This is a genomic window from Streptomyces sp. JLSY215 (assembly GCF_059682825.1).
On record NZ_CM185022.1, the window covers coordinates 5,554,056 to 5,580,034 of the forward strand.

The following is a 25,979-nucleotide window of genomic DNA, read 5'->3' on the forward strand; positions in this document are numbered from 1 at the left end:
TCACTCCGTCCGCAGCCCCTCGGGCCGCATCATCCGCCACAGCGGCGGCAGGCTCAGCAGGGTGACGAAGAGGATCACTCCGGCGCCGATGCCGGCCATCCCGGCGACCACCGGCCAGTCCACCGTCACCCCGCTGTCGATCAGGGTCAGCAGCAGCGCCCCCAGCGCGAGCCCGCAGCCGACCGCGAGGCCCAGCCCCAGGACGACCGGGATGGCGGTCCCCCACAGGATCGACCAGCCCAGTGTGGTGCGGCGGATGCCGTGGGCGTCGAGGGTGGACAGCAGCCGGCGGCGCTCGTACAGCTGCTCGACGGTGGAGATGACCAGGCCCGTGCCGATCAGCAGCAGGGTGATGACGGAGCCGATGAAGATGGCGCTGCGGACGCTGGAGAGCTGCCGGTCATGGGGGTTGTCGAGGAAGGAGTGCTCGCGCAGGGTCGGGTCGATACGGGCCGCGGTGTTGCGGATGCGCTCGACGGCGTCCGGGCTGCCGCGGTCGAAGTCGACCCTGATCTCCAGGAGCGGGTCCTGGAGCCGGGCGGGGTCGAGCGCGGCGGGCGTGGCCAGTACGTCGTACGGCGCGGGGAAGGGGCCGGGGCCGTCCCCGGGGGAGACGGTGCGGGCGGTGCGGGCGGTCGCGGGGATCTTCCAGGGGCGCGGCGGCGGCGCCGGAGTGCCGTCGACCATCGGCGGGTTGAGGTCGAGGGCCGCTCCGGGCGCAAGGGGCGGTTTGCCGGACAGCCTGTCTTTGGGGTGGGTCACGAAGACATCGCCGTCGCGGCAGGAGGGCAGGTGGGCCAGCCGCCGCAGCTCGGCGCAGCCGCCGACCGCCAGGTGGGTGTAGGTCCCGGCGCCGTGACCGCGCCGGGGCAGCCGGCCGGCCCCTGCGTCGATGGCGCCGCGTACGGCGGTCACCCCGGGCGTGGCCCGCAGCGCGCCGAGCGCCTGCCGGGCGTGCGGCCAGTCCCGCGCCTCGGCCCAGTAGCCGACCCGCGGGAGCTTGCCGGACCTGGCGTAGGCATCGGCGTAACCGGCCTGCATCCCGGTCATCAGCATGTGGACCGCGAGGGCGCCGGCCACCGCGACGGTGATGCCGCTGACCGCACGGGTGGCCGGGCCGCTGCTCAGCTGGAGGCGGCGGACGGCCAGCTGCCAGGACACCGGCCCGCCGCGCAGCCGCCCGACGACCGCGTCGACCAGCCAGGGCAGCAGCGCCGTCACCCCGAACAGCAGCAGCATCGAACCGGCCGTCAGACGAACGGGGTTGAGCCCGAAGTCGATCGAGGACGCCGGCCACGACATCGGCAGCAGCAGCACGGTGCCGAGGGCGGGCAGCGCCAGCCGCCACAGCAGCCGGCGGCGCGGCGGCGGGCGGCGGCGGACGATGCCGAGCGGTTCGACCGTGATGCCGCGCTGCGCGATCAGCGTCACCAGGACCGAGGCCGCCGGGACGAGGACGGCGACGGCCGTCGCGGCGAGCGCGCCCGGCGCCACGTCCGCGGGGAAGACATTGACGTCCCACAGGGTGATCGGCGCCGCGAACTGCCGGCCGCCCAGGAACAGCGCGGCGCCCCCGGCCAGCCCCAGCAGCGCGCCGAACAGCGCCTCGCCGGAGGCGATCCGGCGGGTGGTGCGGACATCGGCGCCGACCAGGCGCAGCGCGGCCAGCCGCTGCTCGCGGCGCTCGTTGCCGAACCGCAGGGAGGTGCCGATGAGGACCATCACCGGCGTCATCAGCGCCACACAGGTCATGATCACGAGCAGGACGACGGGCGCCCGCATCGGCGGCGACTCCCAGGACTTGCCGAAGTGGTCGATGCGGTAACCGGCGGCCTCGGGCAGGGCGACGGGCCGGGCGACATAGGTGAGTTCCCGCGGGCCGAGCAGGCCCTCGTCGCCGATGACACCGGCCACGGAGTACGGCAGCCGCTCGCGCAGCAGCGCGCCGCCGGGGGAGTCCAGCAGCTCCTTGAGGGCGGGCGAGACCACCATCCGGCCGGGCCCGGGGAGGCGGCGGATGCCCGGCGGTACGGGCGGATGCGCGCCGTCGGGCCGTACCAGGCGCCCGCGGATCTGCGCGCCGTGGAAGACGGTGTCCGCCGAGGCGTAGCGCAGGGTGTGGTCGCCGGCCTTCGGCGGGTGCTCCTGGCCGAGGTTCTCGCGTGCCTTCTCCCGGCCGTGCCAGGCCGCCGTCAGGGACGGTACGGACGCCCCGAGCAGCAGGACGGCCACGCCCAGGGCGACGCCGAGCGCCGTCAGGGTCGTACGGATCCAGCCCTCGCGCCCGCCGCCGGCCGCGAACCGCATCCCCATCGCCAGATCCCGGGCCCACCCGCCGAGGGCGGAGCCCCGCGCCCGGACCGCGGGGCCGGTACGGGCCGCGCTCGACGAGCTCATCGGCACGGACGGCTCATCGCAAGCCCGCCAGCATGTCCTTCACCTTGCCGTCGCGGACGACGATCTCGCGGTCGGAGTAGGCGGCGACCCGGGACTCGTGGGTGACCAGCACGACCGCGGCGCTGGTGTCGCGGGCGGCGTCGGTGAGCAGGGTCAGCACGCGTTCGCCGTTGAGGGAGTCCAGGGCGCCGGTGGGCTCGTCGGCGAAGACGACGCGCGGGCGGGTGACCAGGGCGCGGGCGACCGCGATCCGCTGGCCCTGGCCGCCGGAGAGCTCCCCGGGCCGCTGACCGTGGACGGCCTCGACCTCCAGCCGCTCCAGCCACTCCCGCGCCTGCCGTTCGGCCTCCTTGCGCTTGGTGCCGTTCAGTCGCAGCGGCAGCGCGACATTCTCCAGCGCGGTCAACTCCGGTACCAGCTGGCCGAATTGGAAGACGAAGCCGAAGTCGGTGCGGCGCAGGGCGCTGCGCTGGGCGTCGCTGAGGCGGGTCAGGTCGTGCGGGCCGTAGCGGACGGTGCCGGAGTCCGGGCCGATGATCCCGGCGAGGCAGTGCAGCAGGGTGGACTTGCCGGAGCCGGAGGGGCCCATGACGGCGACCACCTCGCCCGGGTGGATGGAGAACTCCGCGCCGTCCAGCGCGGGCGTCGCCCCGTATGCCTTGTGCAGTCCCTCGGCCGAGAGCAGGGATCCTTCCGGCGTCATGCCCTGACCGTCTCTGCCAGCCGGTCCAGCCGGGCGGCGGTCAGCTCCAGCCAGCGCAGATCGGCCTCCAGATGGAACAGTGCGTGATCGCAGATCAGCTGGTCGGCGAGGTCGCCGCCGCGCTTGCGCTCGGTCAGTCCGCGCATCAGCCGCAGATGCTCGGCGCGCTGGGTGTCCAGCAGCTCGGCGGCGTTGCGGTCGGTCAGCAGCGCCAGGACGATCTTGGTGTAGAGCGTGGACTGGAGGTAGGGCTCGGGCTTCTCGGGGCGGGCGAGCCACTGGGCGACGTCCGTGACGCCGGCGTCCGTGATCGCGTACCGCTTGCGCTCCGGGCCCGCGCCGGTCTCCACTGCGTCCACCTCGACCAGGCCGTTCTTCAGCAGCCGGGACATCGTGGAGTAGACCTGGCCGTAGTGCAGCGGCCGGTCGTGCCCGAAGTGCTCGTCGAAGGCCCGCTTGAGGTCGTACCCATGGCGGGGGCCGGACTCCAAAAGGCCCAGCAGCGTATGACCGATTGACATGCCGACCACCTTACGTCGTGGGTGTATCGCTCGTGTATACGCGGGCGGTATAGCGGCCCCGGGGCCGGTGGGCCGCCGGTCCCGGGGCCGCGGCCCTCACTCCGTACGCAGCCCGTCGGGCCGCATCATCCGCCACAGCGGCGGCAGGCTGAGCAGCGTGACCAGCAGGACGAGCGCGGCCCCGGCCGCGGCCGGCGGCCAGACGGCCGACCAGGCGAGGCCGGACCTGCCCACCATCCGCAGCAGGACGAGGCCCAGCCCGATGCCGCCCGTCACCGACAGGGCGAGCCCCAGCGCCACCGGGACGGCGGTCCCCCACAGCACCGACCAGCCCAGCGTGGCCCGCCGGGTGCCGAACGCCACCAGGACCGACAGCAGCCGCCGCCGCTCGCGCAGCTGCTCCAGCGTGGTCACCAGCATGCTGGCGGCGATCAGCGCCAGCGTCGCGGTGGAGGCGACCAGCAGGCCGGTGCGTACGCTCGCGAACTGCTTGTCGGCCGAGACGTTCTGCAGGGCGTAGACGTCGGCCATCGGATCGAGGCGGGCCGCGGTGTTGCGCACGAATTCCTCGGCGTCGGGGACGTGCGGGTCGACCCGGACCAGCGCACCGGCGCGGGGGTCGGCCAGGTCGGCCGGGTCCAGGGCACCGGGGGTGGCGAAGATGCCGTAGTTCGGGCGGCCCATGGGATCCGGGCGGGAGAGGACCTCGCGGGCCGACTTCGGCACGGTCCACAGGCGCGGCGGGCCGGCCGGCTTGTCGGCCGGCGGGGCCACGTTGAGGAGCACCTGGGCGCCGGGCCGTGCGGTCCTGGCGGTATCGGCGTCCGCCACCATGCCGGTGCTGTCCTTGACGACGAAGACGTCACCTTCCCGGCAGGCGCCGGTGCGGGCCAGTTCGCGCAGGGCGGCGCAGTCGCCGATGGTGACCTGGGTCGTCGGGACGGTGTCCTCGCCCTTGCGCTCGGGGCCGGGCCGGTAGGCCGTACCGTTGATGGACGCGATCACGCCGCGAACGCCCTTGGTCGCACGGAACTCCCCGGTCATCCTGCGCAGCGTGGTGACATCCTTCGCCGGCAGTCCGATGTCCAGCTGCGCCCGGCCGGAGTCCTGCCCGGTCGTCGCCACGAAGTCGCTCTGGACGGCGGCGAAGAACATCTGGAGGGCGATCGCCCCGGCGACCGCGACCGTGATGCCGCTGACCGCGCGGGCGGCCGCGCCGCTGCTCAACTGGAGGCGGCGGGTGGCCAGCTGCCAGGGCACCGGGCCGCCCCGCAACCGCGCGACGACCGCCTCGACGAGCCACGGCAGCAGCACGGTGATCCCGACGAGGAACAGCACCGCGCCGCCCGTGATCCAGTCCGTGTGCGGCACCTTGCCGTCGGCCCTCGCCCCGCCGCTGAGCAGCAGCAGCGCCGCACCCGCCACTGGCAGCGGCAGCCGCCACCACAGCCGTCGGCGCCGCCCCGTGGCGGCCCGTACGACACCCAGCGGCTCGATGGCGACCCCGCGCAGCGCGAAGAAGGTGACCGCGACGGCCAGCACCGGTACGGCCGCCAGCACCAGCGCCGCCAGCGCCGGGACGGGCGTCATATCGGCCGGGAAGGCATTGATGCCCCAGACGGTGACCAGGCCGACCAACTGCCGCACGGCCAGGAACAGCGCCCCGCCCAGCGCCAGCCCGCACAGCGCACCGAACAGCGCCTCCCCGGCGGCCATCCGGCGGGTCATCGCGATGTCGGCGCCGACCAGGCGCAGCGCGGCCAGCCTCTGGTCGCGCCGCTCGCCGCCGAACCGTACGGCGGTGGCGATGAAGATGGCCACCGGCATCAGCAACACCACGCACGCCACGATGATCAGCACGACGAGCGTCGGGGGCAGCGGTTCGGACCGGGTGTCCTGGCCGAAGCCGGTCACGCGGTAGCCGCTGTGGCCGGCGGGGAAAGAGGCGCTGCCCGCGTAGTACACCAGCTCACCGGGGCCGAGCAGACCGGGTGCGCCGATGGTGCCGACGCGGTGGAACGGCAGCCGCTCGCGCAGCAGCTTGCCCTGCGGGGAGTCCAGGAGCTCCTTCAGGGCGGGGGAGACCACCATCTCGCCCGGCCCCGGCAGTGCGGCCACACCGGGCGGCCGCGGCGCGGCACGGCCGTCGGGGCGCAGCGTCAGGCCCGTGATGTGGTCCCCGCGGAACGTGGTGTCCGTGCCGGTCACGACCAGGGTCCGGTCGGACGGCCGGGGCTGCGAGCTGGAGCCCGCCGGCAGGCGGGCGTCCGAGCGCTGCTGCCGGTTCTCCATGATGTGCGGAACGGACGCGGCGCCGAGCAGCAGCGCCACGCCCAGCCCGACACCCAGGGCCGTCAGGACCGTACGGACCCAGCCCTCCCGGCCGCCGCCGGCCGCGAAGCGGACCCCCATGGCGAGGTCGCGGACCCAGGAGGCGAGGCGCCCGGTTGTGTGTGTGCTCATACCCCCGCCGCCACTTCCCGGGCCACGCCGTCCCGTACGACGACCTCGCGGTCGGCGTACGCGGCGATCCGGGCCTCGTGGGTGACCAGCACGACCGCGGCGCCGGTGTCCCGCGCCGCGTCCGTCAGCAGCTCCATCACCCGCTCGCCGTTGAGCGAGTCCAGCGCGCCGGTCGGCTCGTCGGCGAAGACGACGCGCGGCCGGGGCGCCAGCGCGCGGGCCACCGCGACCCGCTGGCCCTGCCCGCCGGACACCTCACCGGGCCGCTTCCCCGCGACCCCGTCCACCTCCAGCCGCGCCAGCCACTCCCGCGACCGCTGCTCGGCCTCCTTGCGCCCGAGACCGGCCAGCCGCAGCGGCAGCGCGGCATTCTCGAGGCAGGTCAGCTCCGGTACCAGCTGGCCGAACTGGAAGACGAAGCCGAAGTCCGCGCGGCGCAGCGCGCTGCGCTCGCCGTCGCTCAGGGCGGTCAGCTCGTGCCCGTCGTAGCGGATGCTCCCCGAGTCCGGGGCGATGATCCCGGCGAGGCAGTGCAGCAGCGTCGATTTGCCGGAGCCGGAGGGGCCCATGACGGCGACCACCTCGCCGGGGTGGAGGCGGAGGTCGGCGCCGTCCAGCGCGGGTGTGGACCCGTACGCCTTGCGCAGTGCGCTCGCTTCGAGCAGCGGGTGTCCTGTGGGCATGCGCGCACTCTACACGAGGTGTATACCCGTGATGTATAGCTATGGAATCCGCTCGTCGGCCATCAGGTGCCGTCGGACGGCGGCGCCTTCGGCGGCCGCCCCCGCCGCGGAATCGCGGCCGCCCCGCGCGGCAGCCGCCCCGCATCCGCCAGCGCCTGGCGGAGCAGGAACTCGATCTGCGCGTTGGCGCTGCGCAGCTCGTCGTTGGCCCACCGCGCGAGCGCGTCATGGATCAGCGGGTCGAGCCGCAGCAGCACCTGCTTGCGCTGCTGCGGCCGTCGCGCGGGCGTCCGGTCGCCCTCGGTCTCCGAGCCCTCCGGGGTGTCGGTGCTCATAAGAGAGGCCTCACTGGTAGAGCGAACCCGTGTTCAGGACGGGCTGGGCGGCCCGGTCGCCGCAGAGCACGACCATCAGATTGCTCACCATGGCCGCCTTGCGCTCCTCGTCCAGCTCGACGATGCCCTGTTCGTTGATCCGCTCCAGGGCCGACTCGACCATGCCCACCGCGCCCTCGACGATCTGCTGGCGGGCCGCGACGACCGCGCCGGCCTGCTGACGCTGGAGCATTGCGGAGGCGATCTCGGGGGCGTAGGCGAGGTGGCTGAAGCGGGTCTCGATGATCTGCACGCCCGCCGCCTGTACCCGGGCGGTCAGCTCGAGTGCGAGCTTCTCGGTGATCTCCTCGGCGTTGCCGCGCAGGGACAGGCCGTTCTCGTCGTGGGCGTCGTAGGGGTACTCGATCGCGATGTGCCGGACGGCGGCCTCGGTCTGGGTGGAGACGAACTCCAGGAAGTCGTCGACCTCGAAGAGGGCCTGGGCGGTGTCCTCGATCTTCCATACGACGATGGCGGCGAGCTCGATCGGGTTGCCGTAGGCGTCGTTGACCTTCAGTACGGCGGTCTCGTGGTTGCGCACCCGGGTGGAGATCTTCTGCGCGGAGGTCAGCGGATTGACCCAGCGCAGACCGTCGGTGCGGATCGTGCCGACGTACCGGCCGAAGAGCTGGATGACCCGGGCCTCGCCGGGCGCGACCATCTTCACGCCGGTCATGCAGAAGAAGGAGCCGATCAGCAGGACGGCGCCGGCGATCGCGAACGGCGCGGTCAGCGACCTGTTGTCGCCGGAGCTGAGGGCGCCGCCGACGCTGATGGCGGCGATGCCGAGGGCCACGCCGAGCACCGTCAGCAGCAGCGCGAGGCCGCCCGGGATGCTGTGCGCCGCGGTCTCGCGGACCTGCGGTTCGGGCATCTGCGGTGCGTCGAGGGCCGGGTCGGCCGGCGGCAGGTCGGACTGAACGGACATAGGGGCCCCGTTTCTCGGTGCGGCGCGTGATGTCCGCCGCACCAGGTGATTTCGCTGGTCTAGCAAAGTGATAGCACTTTAGCGCGCTGGCCTGCCAGGGTCCAGCGGGATGACCGAAACCCCCTCACTGGTTCCCGTACTCCCCGTGCTGTTTGTCACGCCCGGAAAAGCCGTGATCGATGAGTATCTGTTGACAGATGCGGTGTTAGCTTCAACAGCTGAATGACCTGGGGGCGGAACCGACTGGAGTTGCTGGAGCGATGGGCCGAGCGGATGCGAGGCGGGCGCGGCAGGGGAGCGCCCGCCGGGCCAAGCCGAAACAGAGAACGTCGAAACAGGACAAGAGCTTCATACGCAGGCTCTTCACCTGGAAGAAGATCCTCGGGGCCGTCCTCGGCGTGATCCTGCTGGGCATGCTCGCCTTCCTCGGGCTGTACCTGTACGTGGACATCCCCGCCAAGCCGAACGACGACGCCCGTAAGCAGAGCAACGTCTTCGAGTACGCCGACGGCACCACGATGGCCCGCGACGGCAAGGTCAACCGCGAGGTCGTGCCGCTCAGCAAGGTCCCCACGGAGGTCCAGCACGCCTTCGTCGCCGCCGAGAACAAGACGTTCTACAAGGACTCCGGCGTCGACCTGAAGGGCACCGCGCGCGGCATCCTCAACACCCTGATGGGCCACGGCAAGCAGGGTGGCTCGACGATCACCCAGCAGTACGTCAAGAACTACTACCTGAGCTCCGAGCAGACGGTCAGCCGAAAGCTCCAGGAGATCGTGATCTCGCTCAAGGTGGACAACAAGCTCAGCAAGGACCAGATCCTCGCCGGCTACATCAACACCGCCTACTACGGCCGTGGCGCCTCCGGCATCCAGGCCGCCGCCAAGGCCTACTACGGCGTGGACTCCGAAAAGCTCAGCGTCTCGCAGGGCGCCTACCTCGCCTCGCTGCTCCAGGCGCCGAGCCAGTACGACTGGGCCGTCGCGTCCGAAACCGGCCAGAAGCTGGTCAAGCAGCGCTGGGCCTACACCCTGAACAACATGGTCGAGATGGGCTGGCTCTCGCCGGAGAAGCGGGCCAAGCAGAGGTTCGACCGCCCCGATCCGCCCAAGGGGCTGCCCGGTGTGACCGGTCAGAAGAGCTACCTGATTGCCGAGGCCAAGAAGGAGCTCTTCGCCCAGGGCGTCGACGAGAAGGAATTCGAGGCCGGCGGCTGGACCGTCAGGCTCGGCATCGACCGCAAGAAGCAGCAGGCGCTGGAGAAGTCCGTCAAGCACAAGCTCCTCGACGACCTCGACCCCAAGAAGCGCAAGGTCGACGAGCACGCCCAGCTGGGCGCCACCTCGGTGGACCCCAAGACCGGCCACATCGTCGCGATGTACGGCGGCGCCGGCTACCCGGAGCACTACTACAACAACGCGACGCGTGAGGACTTCCAGCCCGCGTCGACGTTCAAGCCGCTGATCCTCGCCTCGGCGATGGAGAACGGCAGCAAAACCCAGGACGGCGTGCCGATCACCCCGAACACGATCTACGACGGCCACAACCGCCGCCCGGTCGTGAACAGCACCAAGCCCTTCGCGCCGCCCAACGAGGACGAGAAGGAATACGGCAACATCACCGTCCAGACGGCGACCAACAACTCCGTCAACGCCGTCTTCGCGCAGATGGGCGCCGACGCCGAACTGGAGAACGTCAAGAAGACCGCCGTCAGCCTGGGCCTGAACCCCAAGAGGATGGACGTCCAGCCCGCCATGACGCTGGGCACCATGGGCGCCAGCCCGCTCGAGATGGCCGGTGCGTACGCCACCTTCGACAACCACGGCAAGAAGGTCACCCCGACCCTGGTCACCAAGGTCACGCACGGCGAGGAGGACATCCACCTGCGCGACCCGATCGGTGAGCAGGTCCTCAGCCGGACCACCGCCGACACCCTCACCAAGGTCCTGACCGGCGTGGTCAACGACGGCACCGCCTCGGAGGCCGTGAAGAACACCACGTACAAGGCGGCGGGCAAGACCGGCACCTCCGACGACAACAAGTCGGCCTGGTTCGTGGGCTACACCCCCGACCTGGTCACCGCGGTCGGCATGTTCGGCGAGGACGCCAAGGCGGGCGGCAAGCAGGTCACCCTCAAGGGGACCGGCGGCGGCGGCCGGGTCAACGGCGGCGGCTACCCGGCGCAGGTGTGGGCGGACTACACCCAGGCGGCGCTGGGCAACCACACCGGCGCCGAGTTCGACCTGGAAACGGACTACGGCGTGGCCCCGAGCACCCCGCCGACGCCGACCAACACCCCCTCGGCGCCCCCCACGCCGACCACCTCGCCGAGCGAGACCCCCTCGCACAGCGCGACGCCGACCGGGACCCCCACGGAGACCGGCCGCCCGACGGGCCGGCCCACCGCGCCGACCCCGACCGACTCCGGCTTCCCGGACGGCGGTACGACGGGCGGGGACACGACGGGCGGCGACACCACCGGGGGCACCGCCACCGGCGGCGACACCGCCGGCGGACCGGGCGGCGGCAACGGCAGGAAGAGCCTGCCCGGCTTCGGCTGACGCCCCGCACCGCCGACAACGGACACCGCGGCCCCCGCCTCCGGGCGGGGGCCGCGGTGCGTGACGCGGGTGCGGCGGTCAGCCTCCGTTGACCTGCTTGGCGATCCGGTCGCCCACCTTCTTGTCGATGTTGCGCCAGTACTGCAGCGCCCGGTCCAGCACCGGACGGCTGACGCCGTTCAGTAGATGGCCCGAGACATTGCCCACCAGCCGGTCGCGGGCCGCGTCGTCGAGGACCTCGCGGACCATCGTGCCCGGCTGCCCCCAGTCATCGTCGTCGCGGCGCAGCGTGTAGGCCTCGCGCACCATCTCGCCGGCGGTCGCCCACCCCGCCGGCTCCCCGTAGGCCGAGAAGTCGGCCGCCGGGCCGCCGTACGAGTTCGGGGCGTACGGCCGGGCCGTACGCGCCGGGTCGAAGCGCATCGGGCCGTCCTTCGCGTACGAGTGGACGGGCACATGCGGGCGGTTGGGCGGCAGCTGGAGGTAGTTCGGGCCGATGCGGTACCGGTGGGTGTCCGGGTAGGAGAACAGCCGGCCCAGCAGCATCTTGTCCGGCGACGGGCCGATGCCGGGCACCATGTTGGACGGTTCGAACGCCGCCTGCTCGATGTGGATGAAATAGTCCTCCGGGTTCCTGTTGAGCGTCATCCGCCCGACCTCGATCAGCGGGTAGTCGCCGTGCGGCCACACCTTGGTCAGGTCGAACGGGTTGAAGCGGTAATCGGCGGCGTCCTCGAACGGCATGACCTGGACGTACAGCGTCCAGGAGGGGGCGTTGCCGGACTCGATGGCCTCGTACAGGTCGCGGCGGTGCAGATCGGCGTCCTCGCCGGCGATCCGGTCCGCGTCCTCCTGGGTGAGGAAGTCGATGCCCTGGTCGGTCTTGAAGTGGTACTTGATCCAGAACTTCTCGCCGCCGCCGTTGATCCACATGTAGGTGTGGGAGCCGTAGCCGTTCATGTGGCGGTAGGTCCTGGGGATGCCGCGGTCGCCCATCAGCCAGGTGACCTGGTGGGCCGACTCCGGCGACAGCGTCCAGAAGTCCCACTGCATGTCGTTGTCGCGCAGTCCGTTGTCCGGGCGGCGCTTCTGCGAGCGGATGAAGTCCTGGAACTTGATGGTGTCACGGACGAAGAAGACCGGGGTGTTGTTGCCCACCAGGTCGTAATTGCCGTGCTCCGTATAGAACTTGAGGGCGAAGCCGCGCGGGTCTCGCCAGGTGTCGGGGGAGCCCTGTTCACCGGCGACCGTCGAGAAGCGGGCCAGCATCTCGGTTTCCTTGCCGGGCTGGAAGAGATCCGCCTTGGTGAACTGGCTGACGTCGTTGGTGACCTTGAAGAATCCGTACGCGCCGCTGCCTTTGGCGTGCACCACCCGCTCGGGGACCCGTTCGCGGTTGAACTGGGCCATCTTCTCGATGAGGTAGTGGTCCTGGAGCAGGATGGGGCCGTCCGCACCCACGGTCAGTGAGTGCTCGTCGCTCTCCACCGGAATGGCGGCGTTGTTCGTGGTGCGCGGGACGTTCGGTGCGGTGCCGGTCATGGAGGGATGCCTCCCGTTCGCTGACTGGGGCGGGGGTAGTGGGGCAGTGGGGGCCGTCAGTACCTTTTGTCCACTTCCGCAGTCAACGCCCACACCACCCCGTCGGCAAGAGTTGGACCCCGTCCGGTCTCAGACGGGGTCCAATATGTGGGACAAATGGCCGTACGGGGCGTCGCTCGCCCCCGTCCGCCCCGGGCCGTCAGGCGCGCGCCCCCGAGGGCATCGACAGCTCGAACCAGACCACCTTGCCCATGCTCAGCCGTGTCGCGCCCCACCGCCGGGCCATCCGGTTGACCAGGTACAGCCCCCGCCCGCCCTCGTCGGACGGCCGGGCCTGCCGCAGCCGCGGCAGCTGCGGAACGTCGTCACCCACCTCGCAGCGCAGCACATCGGTGCGCAGCAGCCGCAGCGTGATCGGCCGCTCCGCATACCGCACCGCATTGGTGACCACCTCGCTGACCAGCAGCTCCACCTGGTCGGTCAGCTCGTCCAGCCCCCAGCGCGCCAGCGCCCGGCGGGCCAGCCGACGGGCCTGCCCGGCCGTCTGCGCCTTCGGGTCCAGATACCAGTACGCGACATCGCTCGGCGCTATCCCGTCGAACCGGGCGGCCAGCAGCGCGATGTCGTCGTCGCGGTCGCCGGGACCCAGCATGTCCAGGACCTCGTCGCACAGCGGCTCCAGCGGCGGCGGATTGGGACCCGTCAGCCGGGCCGTCTCCGTCAGCCGCTCCCGCAGCTGCTCGATACCGGTCCATACGTCCCGGATCCGCGACTCCACCAGACCGTCGGTGTACAGCACGAGCGTCGCGCCCGCCGGCGCGTCCAGCTCCACCGCCTCGAAGTCCACCCCGCCGACACCGATCGGCGCACCCGACGGCACCCGCAGCACCTCGGCACGCCCGCCGCGGTGCAGCATCACCGGCGGCGGATGCCCCGCGTTGGCGATGGTGATCCGGTGCGCGACCGGGTCGTAGACCGCGTACATGCAGGTCGCCATGCGGTCCGTACCGAGCCGCTGGGCCTGCTCGTCGAGGTGGTGCAGCACCTCCTGCGGCGGCAGGTCCAGCCCGGCCAGCGTCTGCGCGGTCGTCCGCAGCTGGCCCATGATCGCCGCCGAGGTCATCGAATGCCCCATGACATCGCCGACCACCAGCGCCACCCGGCTGCCCGGCAGCGGGATCGCGTCGTACCAGTCGCCGCCCACCCGCGCCGTCTCGGCGGCCGGCAGATAGCGGCTGGCCAGCCGCACCCCGGTCGGCTGCGGCAGCGAATCCGGCAGCATCGTGCGCTGCAGCGCATCGGCGATGTACGCCTCGCGCCCGTACAGCACCGCCTTGTCCACACCCAGCGCGGTGTGCGTCGCCAGCTGCGCCGCCACCAGCAGATCGTCCGGCTCGAACGCGGGCCGGTCCGGGCGGCGCAGGAACACCGCCGCCCCGATCACCCGCCGCCGCCCGCGCAGCGGCGCCAGAATCACCCGGTGGCCGCCCGGCAGCCGGGTGTCCGGCCCCAGCAGCTCCGGCAGCGCCGTACGCGCCGCCTGCGCCTCCCCGAACAGCGGCCGCACGCCCCGCAGCACCTCCGCCAGCGGACCGCCCGGCCGCACCTCGGCCAGCTCCGCCGCGCTGCCGCCCATCGCCGGCCCCAGATCGGGCTGTGCGGGCAGCATCGGCAGCCGGGCGCCGTTGGTGTCCGGCTCCTCCGGGATCCGGTCCGTACGCCGCAGCCGCAGCACCACAGGACCGGTCGGCCGCTCATCGCCCACCGGCAGCGGATCCCGCAGATACACCAGGATCGCGTCGGCGAACGTCGGCACCGTCGCCCGGCACAGCCCCAGCACGATCTCGTCCAGGTCTATGCCGCGCGCGATCCGCCGCGTCGCCGCCCCGATGAACCGCAGCCGGTCGCCGCCCGCCTGCCGCGCCGCCGCCACCTCGCCGCTCTCCCCGGGATGCCCGGAACGGGCCGGGGGAGCGGCCGGCGGGCCCGCCGGCGGCGGTACCTGCGCCCGTGCGGTCCCCTCGGCCGCCGGATGCGCCGCCTCGCCGGAGAAGCCGCCCTCGCGCTGCCGGCCGATGCCCTCGCCCGCGGGGCGTGCCTCCTGCCCCGTACGCGGGTCCTCGCCCGGCTCGGGCGCCTCGGCACGGCCCACCGCGCCCGCCCCCGCCGCCTGCACGGCGCGGGCCGCGGTTCGTTCCTCCGGCACGCCGGCCGGCCGCCCGGCAACGGGCATCGCCACCTCCCTGTACGAATCCGGGTGCACATCGCCGTACGCATCCCCGTACGCGCCGGATGCGCCCCGCGCGGCGGTGTGACCGGCCGCGTGGTCACTCACATGATGACGGGTCAGCCGCCCGGCCGTGTGCTCCGCGGCATGACGCTCCGCCTCACCCGCCGCGTCGCGTTCCGCCGCACCGTGATCCGCGCCCGGCTCCTCCTGCGCGCCACCGCGCACACCACCACCGCCCATGCCGACGCCCCTACCGATGTTCATGCCGATGTCATCACCGCCGCGCACCGCGAAGCCGGTGCCGGGAACGGGCGCGAACCCGGCCGCGGTGGGCTGCTGCAGGGCGCTGCGCGGGTCGGGGACCGCGCCGAGCGGCGCCGTCCCGGCCGTCCCCCGGAAAGGGGAGGCCGAGGGCGCGGCGGTCGAGGCCGACCGCCGCGCTTCGTGGGAGGTGGGGTGCTCCGTCACGCGTGGGATTCCATCCGTCCGGGGCTGCATACCTGATACCTGACGCACCGCCTGGCGGGCGCGTCAGACACGTCGCAGGTGCAGAAAGAGCTGGATCTCGGGGGGCACGTCCGTACTCGCCGGGGCATACGCATACGAGTCCTCCCCGGCGACCTCGAAACCCGCGTCGCGTACGACCCGGCGCAGGTCATCCCGCAGGTATCCCGACACCCGGACCGAGGTGCCCAGGAACGGAATCGTGAAGTCGTCCACATCCGCTTCGACCATCGACAGGGCCAACAACCCGTCAGGTCGTAGGAGATCATGCAGCAGGCCCAGTGCGTAAGGGATTTCGGCACGCGGCAGCATCAGAAGCGAGAAAAAGGCGGCAATTCCGTCGAACGAACCCGGGCCGCCGAGCCGGCCGCCGCGCAGATCGGCGATGTCCAGCCGGTGGAATTCCGCGCCCGGAGCGTTGTCCCGGGCGAGTTTGATCATCGAGGGGGAGAGGTCGATGCCCACGACGCGATGTCCGGCGTCCGACAACTGACGGGCGGTCGGCAGGCCCGTACCGCATCCGACGTCCAGGATGCGCGAACCCGCGGGCAACTCCCCGGCGAGCCAGGCACCCGACGCGACCTGGCCCTCCTTGTGCGGAAAGGCGTCGTCGTACAGATCACCGATCGTGTCGAACGCCTCGGCCTGACCCGCCCGGTCGAGTGCTAACCGGTTCAGGCCCTCGTATTCGTCGTAGCTTCTCGCGCTCACGACCTCGCCCCTCCTGCGACCGCGGTCAAGTTCGTTTTCCCGTTCTGGAGTTGCGCCCGTGCAGTCTTGCGGAGGACGATCCTACGGTTGAAGACCCCCGCCGCAGCAAGGGGGCTCGGTCCGGCTTCTCGACCCGCAAGAAAAGGCCGCGCCCTTAGGCGCGTCTTTCCACGGTTCGCCCGGTTCACTCACCCCAGTTGCCTTTACGCGCTCACGACCGCAAACGGTCCGGTGGGCGGTCCCAGTTCTCCGGAAGCCGGGGAACCTCCCAGCCCGGATCGGGCCGCCAATTCTCCCAGCCGTCGGCGAACGGCCCGCCCCACGCCCCGATCCGGGCGATCGCGGCCCGCCCGGCGGAGCGGACCTCGGCCGCCTGCGCCGAGGTCACCAGCCCGTCCCGCTGCGCCTGCGCGAACTCGTCCTCGTCCCGCCACTCCCAGTGCCGGTCCGGAAAGACGCAGATGTCAAGAAAATGATCCAGCGAGTCAATGCCACCCGCCCAACGGCGCCGCGGCTCCTCCAAATTGACGTACCAGTTCTTGAACTGCCAGCCGCGCTCCCAGAACAGCCACACCGACCAGGGATCACCCGGCCGTGCCAGTTTGAGCACACCCGTGCCGAACCACTGGTCGAAGACGGTGCGCCGGGCCTTCGTGTAGCGGGTGGCCAGCGGCTCGCGGTGCACCGGCGTGCCATCGGCGAGCACCGGCTTGACGACGGTGGTGGCCGGCGCCATCCACACCGCGAGCAGGTCATCGGTGTCCTGGACAACGGTCACCGGACGGGCGATGTGGAACCTGTTGGGGTCGGCGTTGTCCCGGTAGCGCCACAGGATGTGCTCCCCCCGTGCCCACCGCGTCTGCTCCGCCGCGCGAGGTGTCTCGCCTTCCCTCGTCCCCACCATGTCCGCTGTCATGACCAGAGCTTAGGACCCCCGCGTGACGCGCGCCGTGACCTGAGCCGCACCGAACGTTACGGATGTGTCATGCGCAGCACGTCCAGCGCCGCATCCAGCTGCTCCTCGCTCAGCAGCCCCCGCTCGACATACCCCTCCTCGATGACGACCTCGCGAATCGTCTTCCGCTCGGCGAGGGACTTCTTCGCCACCTTTGCGGCTTCCTCGTAACCGATGTACTTGTTCAACGGCGTGACGACCGAAGGCGACGATTCCGCATACTCCCGCGCCCGTTCCGCATTCGCCGTGATCCCGTCCACGGTGCGGTCCGCGAGCAGCCGCGACACATTCGCCAGCAACCGCACCGACTCCAGCACATTGCGTGCAATCACCGGAAGCATGACATTCAGTTCAAAGTTTCCGGCCGCGCCGGCCGCCGCCACCGTCGCGTCATTACCCGTCACCTGTGCCGCCACCATCAAAACGGCCTCCGGAACCACCGGATTGACCTTCCCCGGCATGATCGACGACCCCGGCTGCAGATCCGGCAGCACAATCTCCGCGAGCCCCGTCCGCGGCCCCGAAGCCATCCACCGCAGATCATTCGCAATCTTCGTCAACCCCACCCCGATGGTGCGCAGCTGACCGCTGGTCTCGACGATTCCGTCCCGCGCGCCCTGCGCCTCGAAATGATTACGGGCCTCCGTCAGCGGCAGCCCCGTGGCCAGCGCCACCTCCGCGATCACCGCCGCCGAGAACCCCGGCGGCGTATTGATCCCCGTGCCCACCGCCGTCCCGCCGAGCGGCAACTCCGCCAGCCGCGGCAGCGACGCCCGCAGCCGTTCCACGCCGTAACGGACCTGGGCGGCATAGCCCTCGAATTCCTGGCCCAGCGTCACCGGCGTCGCATCCATCAAATGCGTCCGCCCCGACTTCACCACCTCGGCGAACTCCACCGCCTTGCGCTCCAGCGCCACCGCCAGATGCTCCAGCGCCGGAATCAGATCCCGGATCACGGCCGCCGTCGCCGCGATATGGATCGACGACGGGAACACGTCGTTCGACGACTGGCTGGCATTGACATGGTCGTTGGGGTGCACCGGCCGCCCCAGCCGCTCGCTCGCCAGCGTCGCGATGACCTCATTGGTGTTCATGTTGGACGACGTCCCCGACCCCGTCTGGAACACATCGACGGGGAAATGCCCGTCCCAGCGCCCCTCGGCGACCTCTCCGGCCGCCTCCTGAATGGCCGTCGCGGTCTCCGTATCGAGCACCCCCAGCTCCGCATTGACCTTCGCCGCCGCGGCCTTGATCCGCGCCAGCGCCTCGATGTGCGCCCGCTCCAGCCGCAGCCCCGAAACCGGGAAATTCTCCACCGCCCGCTGCGTCTGCGCCCGCCATTTCGCGCGCGCGGGCACGCGGACCTCGCCCATGGAGTCGTGCTCGATGCGGAAGTCGTCGGAGCTGCCGGGGTTGCCGCTGGGGCCGCTGATTTCGCTCATGTCTGTTTCAGTACCCGGGGCGGCCGATCTGTTCCCGGATACGGAAATCCGCTCACCCGACGGCGCCGATACGCACCGGGGCCCGGCTCCGAAGAGCCGGGCCCCGCAGCTGTCCTGCACCGCTCGGCGGCGGGCGGACCTCACTTCCCGTATGTCACTTGCCGCACATCTGCGCGTACCTCTTCCGGTACGCCTGGGCGATCTCCGTCTCGTTGATCACCTTCGCCTTGTACTCCGCGATTTTGTCCTGGTCCGGGTGCGCCTTGGCCGCTTCCTTCTTGGCCAGGATCTCGTAGTCGTTGGCCTTGACCAGGTGCGCACGCGCCTGCTTCAGGATCGCGTCGCAGGTGCTGCCGCTCGCCGCCGCGGCCCTGGCCGGTGCGGCGTTGGCCGGGGCGACCCCGGCGAAGGTGATACCGGCGACGGCGACGGTGGTAACGGCCATGGCCAGCGAGCGCTTCATTACGCGCATGATTCGCATTCCCCCAGGAATGTGGTGGTCAACTACGCGAGGCGGCACCGGTCCCGTGCCGCCCCGCCGGAACGGTCCAGCGATCATGAAGACGCGGGGTGACGGCCGAGGGGTTCCCGTCCGCCCCGGATCGACCGCCCGACGGCCCAGGTCAGCGCCCGAGCCGGCCCCGGACCATGCCGACCATGGCGTCGAGTTCCGGCAGCCGCATCCGGCGGGCGACGGCCACGAAGACACCGAGCAGGACGCACCCGCCGGCCGGCAGCGCCGCCAGCGAGCCCCACACCCCGCTCCCGAGGGCCTGTGTGACGGCGTACGCCACCCCGCCGCCCACCAGGGACGCGGGGGCCGCGGCGGCGGCCAGACGGGCGTAGGTACGCAGCACGCGCGCGCCGTCCAGATCGCCGCCCAGCCGCCTGCGCAGCCGCCGCCAGGCCACGCCCACGCCGACCGCGTAGGCCAGCCCGTAGGAGGCGGCCATACCGGCGACGACCCAGTGCGCGGGCAGCAGTACGAAGCACAGTCCGGACGCGGCGGCGTTGACCGCGGCGACGATCACGGTGTTGTAGAAGGGCGTGCGGGTGTCCTCGTAGGCGTAGAAGCCGCGCAGCACGACGTACTGCACCGAGAAGGGGATCAGTCCCAGGCCGAAGGCCATCAGGACATGGCCGATACCGCGGGCCCCCTCGGCGCCCGAGCCGCCGTAGAGCAGCGAGGCCATCGGTAGGCCCAGCGCCAGGAAGGCGAAGGCGCAGGGCACGATGGCGACGGCCGAGGTCCGCAGGCCGTAGGAGAGGTCGTCGCGGACCGCCGCCGCATTCCCCTCCTGGGCCGCGCGGGCGATCCGCGGCAGGACGGCGGTCATCACCGACACCGTGATGATGGCCTGCGGCATCTGCCACAGCAGCTGGCCGTAGTTGTAGGCCGTGATGCCGGAGCCGAGGTGCCCGGCCCGTTCGGCGCGGGTACCCGCCTCGGTGGCGAGCCGGATCACGACGGTCATACCGAGGTGATTGGCGAGGACGAAGAGGATCGTCCACTTGGCCAGGCCCATGGCCCTGCCCAGGCCGTGCCCCCGGAAGTCGAAACGCAGCCGCAGCCGGAACCCGGCGTCGCGCAGATACGGCAGCATCGCCAGCGCCTGCACGACGAGGCCGAGCAGCGTGCCGAGCCCCAGCAGCCGTACGCCCTCCGGGGTGATCGTCGAGGGCGTGACACCGGAGTCGGTGAAGCCGCCGAAGGCCCAGATGAAACCGCCGAACGCGGCGATGCTCACGACGTTGTTGAGGACCGGGGTCCACATCATCGCGCCGAACCGGCCCCGGGCGTTGAGGATCTGTCCGAGCACCAGATGCGCGCCCATGAAGAACATGGTCGGCAGGCAGTACCGCGCGAACGCGACGGTGACGGCCATCCGCCGCGGGTCCGAGGCGACGTCCGGCGACATCAGCTGCACCAGCAGCGGAGCCGCCAGCACACACACCGCCGTGACGCCCGCCAGCACCACCATGACCAGGGTCAGCAGACGGTGGGCATACGCCTCGCCCCCGTCGTCGTCCTCCTTCATCGCCCGCACCAGCTGCGGGACGAAGACGGCGTTCAGCGCCCCGCCGCCGACCAGGAAATAGATCATCGTGGGCAGGACATTGGCGACCTGGTAGGAGTCGTTGAGCGTGCTGACGCCGATCGCCGCGGCCATGACCATGGTGCGGAGAAAGCCCGTGATACGCGAGACGATCGTGCCCGCGGCCATCACGGCCCCGGCCTTCATCAGGCTCGAAGAGCCCCCCGCCCGCCGCGCCCCGGCCTCCGCCTCGGGAGCCTTGACCCCGCTCGTTCCCGCCCCGCCCTGCCCCACCCTGTTCGTCCCCTCGCCCCGCAGCGGTTCGACCGGGCGCGCCCCGCACGGATCGGCGCCGGTCACTCAGGGTCAGTTTCGCAGACCGGCGGGGCACCGGGCCTGCGTCCGACGGGCCCGGCACCAGGCCGGGGCGATGCCATGGCGACGGCCCCCATCCACTCCGCGTGGATGAGGGCCGCCGGCCCGGTGTGCTGGTGACGCGCTACGCCTGCCGCACCGGAATGCTGGTGAACGTCGGCGCCGGCGCCGGGTCCTGGAAGAAGTCGTTGCCCTTGTCGTCGACGACGATGAAGGCCGGGAAGTCCTCGACCTCGATCCGCCAGACGGCCTCCATGCCGAGCTCCTCGTACTCGAGCACCTCGACCTTCTTGATGCAGTCCTGCGCCAGGCGGGCGGCCGGACCGCCGATGGAGCCGAGGTAGAAGCCGCCGTGCGCATGGCACGCGTCGGTGACCTGCTGGGAGCGGTTGCCCTTGGCGAGCATGACCTTCGAGCCGCCGGCCGCCTGGAACTGCTCGACGTAGGCGTCCATCCGGCCCGCCGTCGTCGGGCCGAACGAACCGGACGCATAGCCCTCGGGGGTCTTGGCCGGGCCCGCGTAGTACACCGGGTGGTTCTTGAGGTACTCCGGCATCTCCTCGCCGGCGTCCAGGCGCTCCTTGATCTTCGCGTGGGCGATGTCGCGGGCGACGACCAGCGTGCCGGTCAGGGAGAGCCGGGTCTTGACCGGGTGCCGGGTCAGCTCGGCCAGGACGTCGTCCATCGGACGGTTGAGGTCGATCGCGACCGCGTCCAGGTCCGGGCCCGCGCCCTCGGTCAGCTGCTCGTCGGTGGTGTCCGGCAGGAAGCGCGCCGGGTCGGTCTCCAGCTGCTCCAGGAAGACGCCCTCGGCGGTGATCTTCGCGACGGCCTGGCGGTCCGCGGAGCAGGAGACGGCGATCGCCACCGGGCAGGAGGCGCCGTGCCGCGGCAGGCGCACCACCCGGACGTCGTGGCAGAAGTACTTGCCGCCGAACTGCGCGCCGATGCCGATCTTCTGCGTCAGCTCGAAGACCTTGTCCTCCAGCTCCTTGTCGCGGAAGCCGTGGCCGGTGGGCGAACCCTCGGTCGGCAGCTCGTCCAGGTAGTGCGCGGACGCGTACTTGGCGGTCTTCAGCGCGTACTCGGCGCTCGTACCGCCGACCACGATCGCCAGGTGGTACGGGGGGCAGGCCGCGGTGCCCAGCGAGCGGATCTTCTGCTCCAGGAACTTCATCATGGAGGCCTCGTTGAGGACCGCCTTGGTCTCCTGGAAGAGGAACGACTTGTTGGCCGAGCCGCCGCCCTTGGCCATGAAGAGGAACTTGTAGGCGCCGCCGTCGGTCGCGTACAGCTCGATCTGCGCCGGGAGGTTGGAGCCGGTGTTCTTCTCGTCCCACATCGTCAGCGGGGCCATCTGCGAGTAGCGCAGATTGAGCTCGGTGTAGGCGTCGTAGATGCCGCGGGAGAGCGCTTCCTCGTCCCGGCCCGAGGTCAGGACGTTCTGGCCGCGCTTGCCCATCACGATCGCCGTGCCGGTGTCCTGGCACATCGGCAGCACACCCGCCGCCGCGATGTTGGCGTTCTTCAGCAGGTCCAGCGCGACGAAGCGGTCGTTCGCGCTGGCCTCGGGGTCGTCGAGGATCTTCCGGAGCTGGGCGAGGTGCGCCGGGCGCAGATAGTGCGAGATGTCGTGCATCGCCTCGGCGGCCAGCTTGCGCAGCGCCTCCGGCTCGACCTTGAGGAACGTGCGGCCGTCGGCCTCGAAGGTGCTCACACCCTCCGAAGTGACCAGGCGGTAGGGGGTGTTGTCCTCACCGGTGGGCAGCAGGTCGGTATAGGCGAATTCCGGCATTTGGGGATGATTCCTTACTCGGAGGGGTCCGGCTGGCGTCTACGGCAGCGCCCCAACAGCGTAGAACCCTGGCGGAACGGCGGGGCTGTGAGGTAGGGCTCAGTGCCGGGGCGCCGGGCTTACCCGGCCGCGCTGCGCGTCCGCGTGGGGCTAGTCGCGATCTATCGCGTTTCGCTACGCTGGTGTCGTGGACGCTTCAGACAACGGGGGACGACCGGGCCCCGAGACCCCGCCCGGAACGCTTCAGAAGCAGGACGACCGCGACGGGCAGGCGGTGAATCTGACCAAGCCGGTGGCCGAGGCGGAGATCCGCGCGTCCGACGCGGACCGCGACCGGGTCGCGGAGATCCTGCGCGAGGCGCTGGCGGAGGGCCGGCTGGACGCCGAGGAGCACGCCGAGCGGATCGACGTGGTCTACCGCGCCAAGACCATGGGTGAGCTGGAGCCCGTCCTGCGGGACCTGCCCAAGGCCGACGGCGCCGGCCGCACCCGGTCCGCGCCGGAGGCGCAGACGTACGGTCCCGCCGCCGCGCTGCCGGACCAGAATCTGGTCGCGATCTTCAGCGCCTCCGCGCGCAAGGGGCGCTGGCGGGTCCCGGGGCGGATCAACGCCGTGGCGATCTTCGGGAGCGTGGAGATCGATCTGACCGAGGCGATGTTCCCGCAGCAGCAGGTGCAGATCAATGTCACCGCGCTCTTCGGGAGCGTGGAGATCCGGGTCCCGGAGAACGTCACGCTGCGCAGCAGCGGCTCCGGCGTGCTGGGCTCCTTCGAGATCGAGACGCACGAGGCGGACGACGGGGACGCCCCGCAGGTGCAGATCAACGGCTTCGCGGTGCTGGGCAGTGTGGAGGCCCGGCCGAAGCGCGGCGCCTGGATCCGCGATCTGCGCAGCCGGCTGCGCGAGGACCGGCACGACCGCCATGAGCGGCTGCGCGAGGAGCGGCAGGACCGGATCGACGAGCGGCTCGACCGGCATGCCCGGCTGCTCGAGGAGCGCATCGAACTCCATGAGCGGATGCGGAAGGAGCGCCACGAGCGGCATGAGCGGCGGCGGTTCGAGCGCCAGGAGCGGCGGGACCGGTTCCGCAAGGGGTTCGGCGACTGAGACGGCCGGGAGGGAGGCCGGCGGCTCCGAGGGCGGGTTGCCGAGCCGGGGCCGCTTTTCGGGTTTCCGTTCTTCGGGTTTCCGCACGATCGCCACGGTGTGCATAAGAGTACGTACAGCGGGTAGGGCTGGTGCATCGTCTCTCGTACGGCTGCGGGGTGCGAAAAGCCGTGCGCAGCGAGACGGGCAAGGGTGAATTCTTCGCCGAAGCCGTCGTCAGGAGTAGACCGTGCTGCTACCGCATCAGCCCCTGCAGAATGCCGCTGTCGTTCCGTCCCAGCGAGTGCCCGCTGCTCGCGACGAGGCCGGCCCCTGGCATTCGGAGGCGGTGTGCCGCCGGGATGAAGCCGGGCTGTTCTTCGCCCCGTCCAAGGAGCCGACCGCCGCGCGGCTGGCCAGGGAGGAAGCCGCGAAGCGGGTGTGCGCCCGCTGTCCCGTGATGGTCGAGTGCCGGGAGCATGCGCTGCTCCAGCCGGAGCCGTACGGCGTCTGGGGCGGGCTGACGGCGGCCGAGCGCCGGGTCGTCCTGGCCCGCCGCCGGCGCCGGGAGTCCGAGCTCCAGCACGCGGCCCGGATGCCGGCGGCCGGCTGAGCCCCGGCGGCAGGCTCGGCCGGGAGGACGGCTTCGGCTCGCACCCCGTTCAGGCACCCGCACCACCACGTCGCCCCCGCCGGAGGATCTCCGGCGGGGGCGACGTGGTGGTGCGACGCGTGGGGCGGCGGGCGGACCGCTGCCGGGGCGCGCCCTAGCTGGGGCGCTCGAAGTCCACCGAGCTGTACGCGCGCAGCTTCGACAGACGGTGCTGGGAGTCGATCTGGCGGATCGTGCCGGACTTGGAGCGCATCACCAGCGACTGGGTGTAGGCGGTCTCGGCGCGGTAGCGCACGCCGCGCAGCAGCTCGCCGTCGGTGATGCCGGTGGCGACGAAGAAGACGTTGTCGCTGCGGACCAGGTCGTCGATCTGGAGCACCTTGTCGAGGTCGTGGCCGGCGTCCAGCGCGCGCTGCCGCTCCTCGTCGTCCTTGGGCCACAGCTTGGCCTGCAGCGTGCCGCCCAGACACTTCATGGCGCAGGCCGTGATGATGCCCTCGGGGGTGCCGCCGATGCCCAGCAGCAGGTCCACGCCGGTGCCCTCGCGGGCCGCCATGATCGCGCCGGCGACATCGCCGTCGGAGATGAACTTGATCCGGGCGCCGGCCTCGCGGACCTCCTTGACCAGGCCCTCGTGGCGCGGCCGGTCCAGGATGACGACGGTGACGTCCTCGACGGCGGACTTCTTCGCCTTGGCGATCCGCTTGATGTTCACCGCCACCGGCGCCGTGATGTCGACGAAGTCCGCCGCCTCCGGGCCCGTGGCGAGCTTGTCCATGTAGAAGACCGCGGACGGGTCGAACATCGAGCCGCGCTCGGCGACCGCCATCACGGAGACGGCGTTCGCCATGCCCTTGGCGGTCAGGGTCGTGCCGTCCACCGGGTCCACGGCCACATCGCACTCCGGGCCGGTCCCGTCGCCGACGCGCTCGCCGTTGTAGAGCATCGGGGCGTGGTCCTTCTCGCCCTCCCCGATGACCACGACGCCGTTCATCGAGACGGTGTGGATCAGGGCGCGCATGGCCTTGACCGCGGCACCGTCCGCGCCGTTCTTGTCACCTCGGCCCACCCAGCGGCCCGACGCCATGGCACCGGCCTCGGTGACCCGGACGAGTTCCAGGGCGAGGTTGCGGTCCGGGGCCTCGGGGCTGACCTCGAGTTGGGACGGGAGATGATGCTCGGTCATCGAGCGCACCTTTCTGTACGGCGACGGCCGTGAAGGATGAGGGTGGTACGACTTTATCCGTACGTCGCCTAAATGAGCAGAGGGCCCTTCGCATGAGCGGCGTCAAGGATGCCCAGAACCTGGCATGTGTGCAGGTAGCGGCCATGACCGGGGGGCCTGTCCGGATCGCCGCGGCCATAGGGGACGATAGGGGCGTGGCAGGTATGCGAGGCAGGCAAACGGTGCGGGACATGATCCTGTCGCTGGCGGTGATCGGTGTCGTGGTGGCGGCGGTCTATATCTTCATTCCGCACGACGACAGCCGGGGCGCCGAGAATCAAGCGGTCAAAACGGTCGATTACCGGGTCGAGGTCGCGACCGCCCGGCGGGCCGCGCCGTATCCGGTCGCCGCGCCCCAGGGCCTGCCGAAGACCTGGCGTGCCACCTCCGTCTCGTACAAGGCGAGCGACGACGGCAAGGGCGGCGCCTGGCATCTGGGCCTGCTGGATCCGGAGCAGCAGTACGCGGCCGTCGAGCAGAGCGACGCGCCCGCGAAGAAGTTCATCCAGGAGGTCACGCTCGGCGCGGCCAAGGTCGAGGGCAAGCAGGCCGTCGGCAGCAAGAAGTGGGACCGCTACAAGGGCGACCGATACCGGGCGCTGGTGCGCCGGGACCCCGGGGTGACCACGGTGATCACGGGGACGGCGCCGTACGGCCGGCTCGCGGATCTGGCCGCCGCCCTGGTGGCGAAGAAGGGCTGAGGGCGGGCCGAGGGCCCAGGGCCCCGGTGCACGCGTAAGGGACACCAAGGCAGCGAGAGCAGCAAGAGGCCGCCGCACCCGGTCGGGGTGCGGCGGCCTCTTCGTGTGCTGCGGCGTCGCGCCGCGGAGGCGC

Annotated in this window: 19 protein-coding genes and 1 pseudogene; 4 read left to right on the forward strand and 16 right to left on the reverse strand. The window is 71.5% G+C overall.

All coding sequences use genetic code 11. The annotated features are described in order from the left end of the window. The 7 genes from AC5677_RS24970 to AC5677_RS25000 all read right to left on the reverse strand — a co-directional run bounded on the left by AC5677_RS24970 (position 1) and on the right by AC5677_RS25000 (position 8,069). Positions 1-2,397, reverse strand: a complete 2,397-nt coding sequence (locus AC5677_RS24970; protein ID WP_497190158.1) for an ABC transporter permease — start codon at positions 2,395-2,397, stop codon at positions 1-3. Positions 2,398-2,410: 13 nt separating this feature from the next. Further along, complete coding sequence (locus AC5677_RS24975) at positions 2,411-3,100, reverse strand: ABC transporter ATP-binding protein (protein ID WP_497190159.1); 690 nt, start codon at positions 3,098-3,100, stop codon at positions 2,411-2,413. After that, entirely contained in the window at positions 3,097-3,621 is a 525-nt protein-coding gene (locus AC5677_RS24980) for a PadR family transcriptional regulator (RefSeq protein ID WP_497190160.1), read from the reverse strand. Before AC5677_RS24980 ends, AC5677_RS24975 begins: the two co-directional genes overlap by 4 nt. Before the next feature lie 96 nt (positions 3,622-3,717). After that, on the reverse strand, positions 3,718-6,084 hold the full coding sequence (locus AC5677_RS24985; RefSeq protein WP_497190161.1) for an FtsX-like permease family protein: 2,367 nt from the start codon (positions 6,082-6,084) through the stop codon (positions 3,718-3,720). Then, positions 6,081-6,767, reverse strand: coding sequence for an ABC transporter ATP-binding protein (locus tag AC5677_RS24990; RefSeq protein WP_497190162.1), 687 nt, complete (start codon positions 6,765-6,767; stop codon positions 6,081-6,083). The genes AC5677_RS24985 and AC5677_RS24990 overlap by 4 nt, the downstream gene beginning before the upstream one ends. A 62-nt stretch (positions 6,768-6,829) precedes the next feature. Then, positions 6,830-7,102: a type II toxin-antitoxin system antitoxin gene (locus AC5677_RS24995; protein WP_497190163.1), complete on the reverse strand. Its 273-nt coding sequence runs from the start codon at positions 7,100-7,102 to the stop codon at positions 6,830-6,832. Between the two features lie 10 nt (positions 7,103-7,112). Then, complete coding sequence (locus AC5677_RS25000; protein WP_497190164.1) at positions 7,113-8,069, reverse strand: SPFH domain-containing protein; 957 nt, start codon at positions 8,067-8,069, stop codon at positions 7,113-7,115. A 260-nt stretch (positions 8,070-8,329) separates the two neighbouring features. Between AC5677_RS25000 and AC5677_RS25005 the strand changes: the two genes are divergently transcribed. Next, positions 8,330-10,630: a transglycosylase domain-containing protein gene (locus AC5677_RS25005; RefSeq protein ID WP_497190165.1), complete on the forward strand. Its 2,301-nt coding sequence runs from the start codon at positions 8,330-8,332 to the stop codon at positions 10,628-10,630. A 78-nt stretch (positions 10,631-10,708) separates the two neighbouring features. Here AC5677_RS25005 and AC5677_RS25010 read toward each other — a convergent pair whose 3' ends face one another. From AC5677_RS25010 to AC5677_RS25045, 8 genes are all read right to left on the reverse strand, one after another. Continuing rightward, positions 10,709-12,172, reverse strand: a complete 1,464-nt coding sequence (locus AC5677_RS25010) for a catalase (protein ID WP_497190166.1) — start codon at positions 12,170-12,172, stop codon at positions 10,709-10,711. 199 nt (positions 12,173-12,371) lie between these two features. Next, on the reverse strand, positions 12,372-14,870 hold the full coding sequence (locus AC5677_RS25015; RefSeq protein ID WP_497190167.1) for a SpoIIE family protein phosphatase: 2,499 nt from the start codon (positions 14,868-14,870) through the stop codon (positions 12,372-12,374). A 63-nt stretch (positions 14,871-14,933) separates the two neighbouring features. Then, positions 14,934-15,617, reverse strand: coding sequence for a class I SAM-dependent DNA methyltransferase (locus tag AC5677_RS25020; protein ID WP_497190168.1), 684 nt, complete (start codon positions 15,615-15,617; stop codon positions 14,934-14,936). A 211-nt stretch (positions 15,618-15,828) separates the two neighbouring features. Next, on the reverse strand, positions 15,829-16,533 hold the full coding sequence (fomD, locus tag AC5677_RS25025; protein ID WP_497190169.1) for a cytidylyl-2-hydroxypropylphosphonate hydrolase: 705 nt from the start codon (positions 16,531-16,533) through the stop codon (positions 15,829-15,831). 56 nt (positions 16,534-16,589) lie between these two features. Then, on the reverse strand, positions 16,590-18,014 hold the full coding sequence (locus AC5677_RS25030; protein WP_497190170.1) for a class II fumarate hydratase: 1,425 nt from the start codon (positions 18,012-18,014) through the stop codon (positions 16,590-16,592). 154 nt (positions 18,015-18,168) lie between these two features. Next, positions 18,169-18,486, reverse strand: coding sequence for a hypothetical protein (locus tag AC5677_RS25035; RefSeq protein WP_497190171.1), 318 nt, complete (start codon positions 18,484-18,486; stop codon positions 18,169-18,171). A gap of 151 nt (positions 18,487-18,637) precedes the next feature. Next, the gene (gene murJ / locus AC5677_RS25040) at positions 18,638-20,410 is read right to left on the reverse strand and encodes a murein biosynthesis integral membrane protein MurJ (RefSeq protein ID WP_497190172.1); all 1,773 of its coding nucleotides are present in this window, start codon (positions 20,408-20,410) and stop codon (positions 18,638-18,640) included. Positions 20,411-20,549: 139 nt separating this feature from the next. Next, complete coding sequence (locus AC5677_RS25045; RefSeq protein ID WP_497190173.1) at positions 20,550-22,220, reverse strand: fumarate hydratase; 1,671 nt, start codon at positions 22,218-22,220, stop codon at positions 20,550-20,552. A 274-nt stretch (positions 22,221-22,494) separates the two neighbouring features. Here AC5677_RS25045 and AC5677_RS25050 point away from each other — a divergent pair. Both AC5677_RS25050 and AC5677_RS25055 read left to right on the forward strand, forming a co-directional pair. Next, positions 22,495-23,127: pseudogene (locus AC5677_RS25050) on the forward strand (DUF1707 SHOCT-like domain-containing protein); the annotation flags it as partial. A 430-nt stretch (positions 23,128-23,557) separates the two neighbouring features. Continuing rightward, a complete protein-coding gene (locus AC5677_RS25055) occupies positions 23,558-23,920 on the forward strand; it encodes a WhiB family transcriptional regulator (RefSeq protein ID WP_497190174.1) in 363 nt (120 codons plus the stop codon). A 154-nt stretch (positions 23,921-24,074) separates the two neighbouring features. On the opposite strand, the gene glpX is transcribed toward AC5677_RS25055, so the two are convergent. Next, positions 24,075-25,106, reverse strand: coding sequence for a class II fructose-bisphosphatase (glpX, locus tag AC5677_RS25060; protein ID WP_497190175.1), 1,032 nt, complete (start codon positions 25,104-25,106; stop codon positions 24,075-24,077). 203 nt (positions 25,107-25,309) lie between these two features. Between glpX and AC5677_RS25065 the strand changes: the two genes are divergently transcribed. Further along, a complete protein-coding gene (locus AC5677_RS25065; protein ID WP_497196748.1) occupies positions 25,310-25,846 on the forward strand; it encodes a DUF4245 domain-containing protein in 537 nt (178 codons plus the stop codon). Positions 25,847-25,979: the final 133 nt, after the last annotated feature.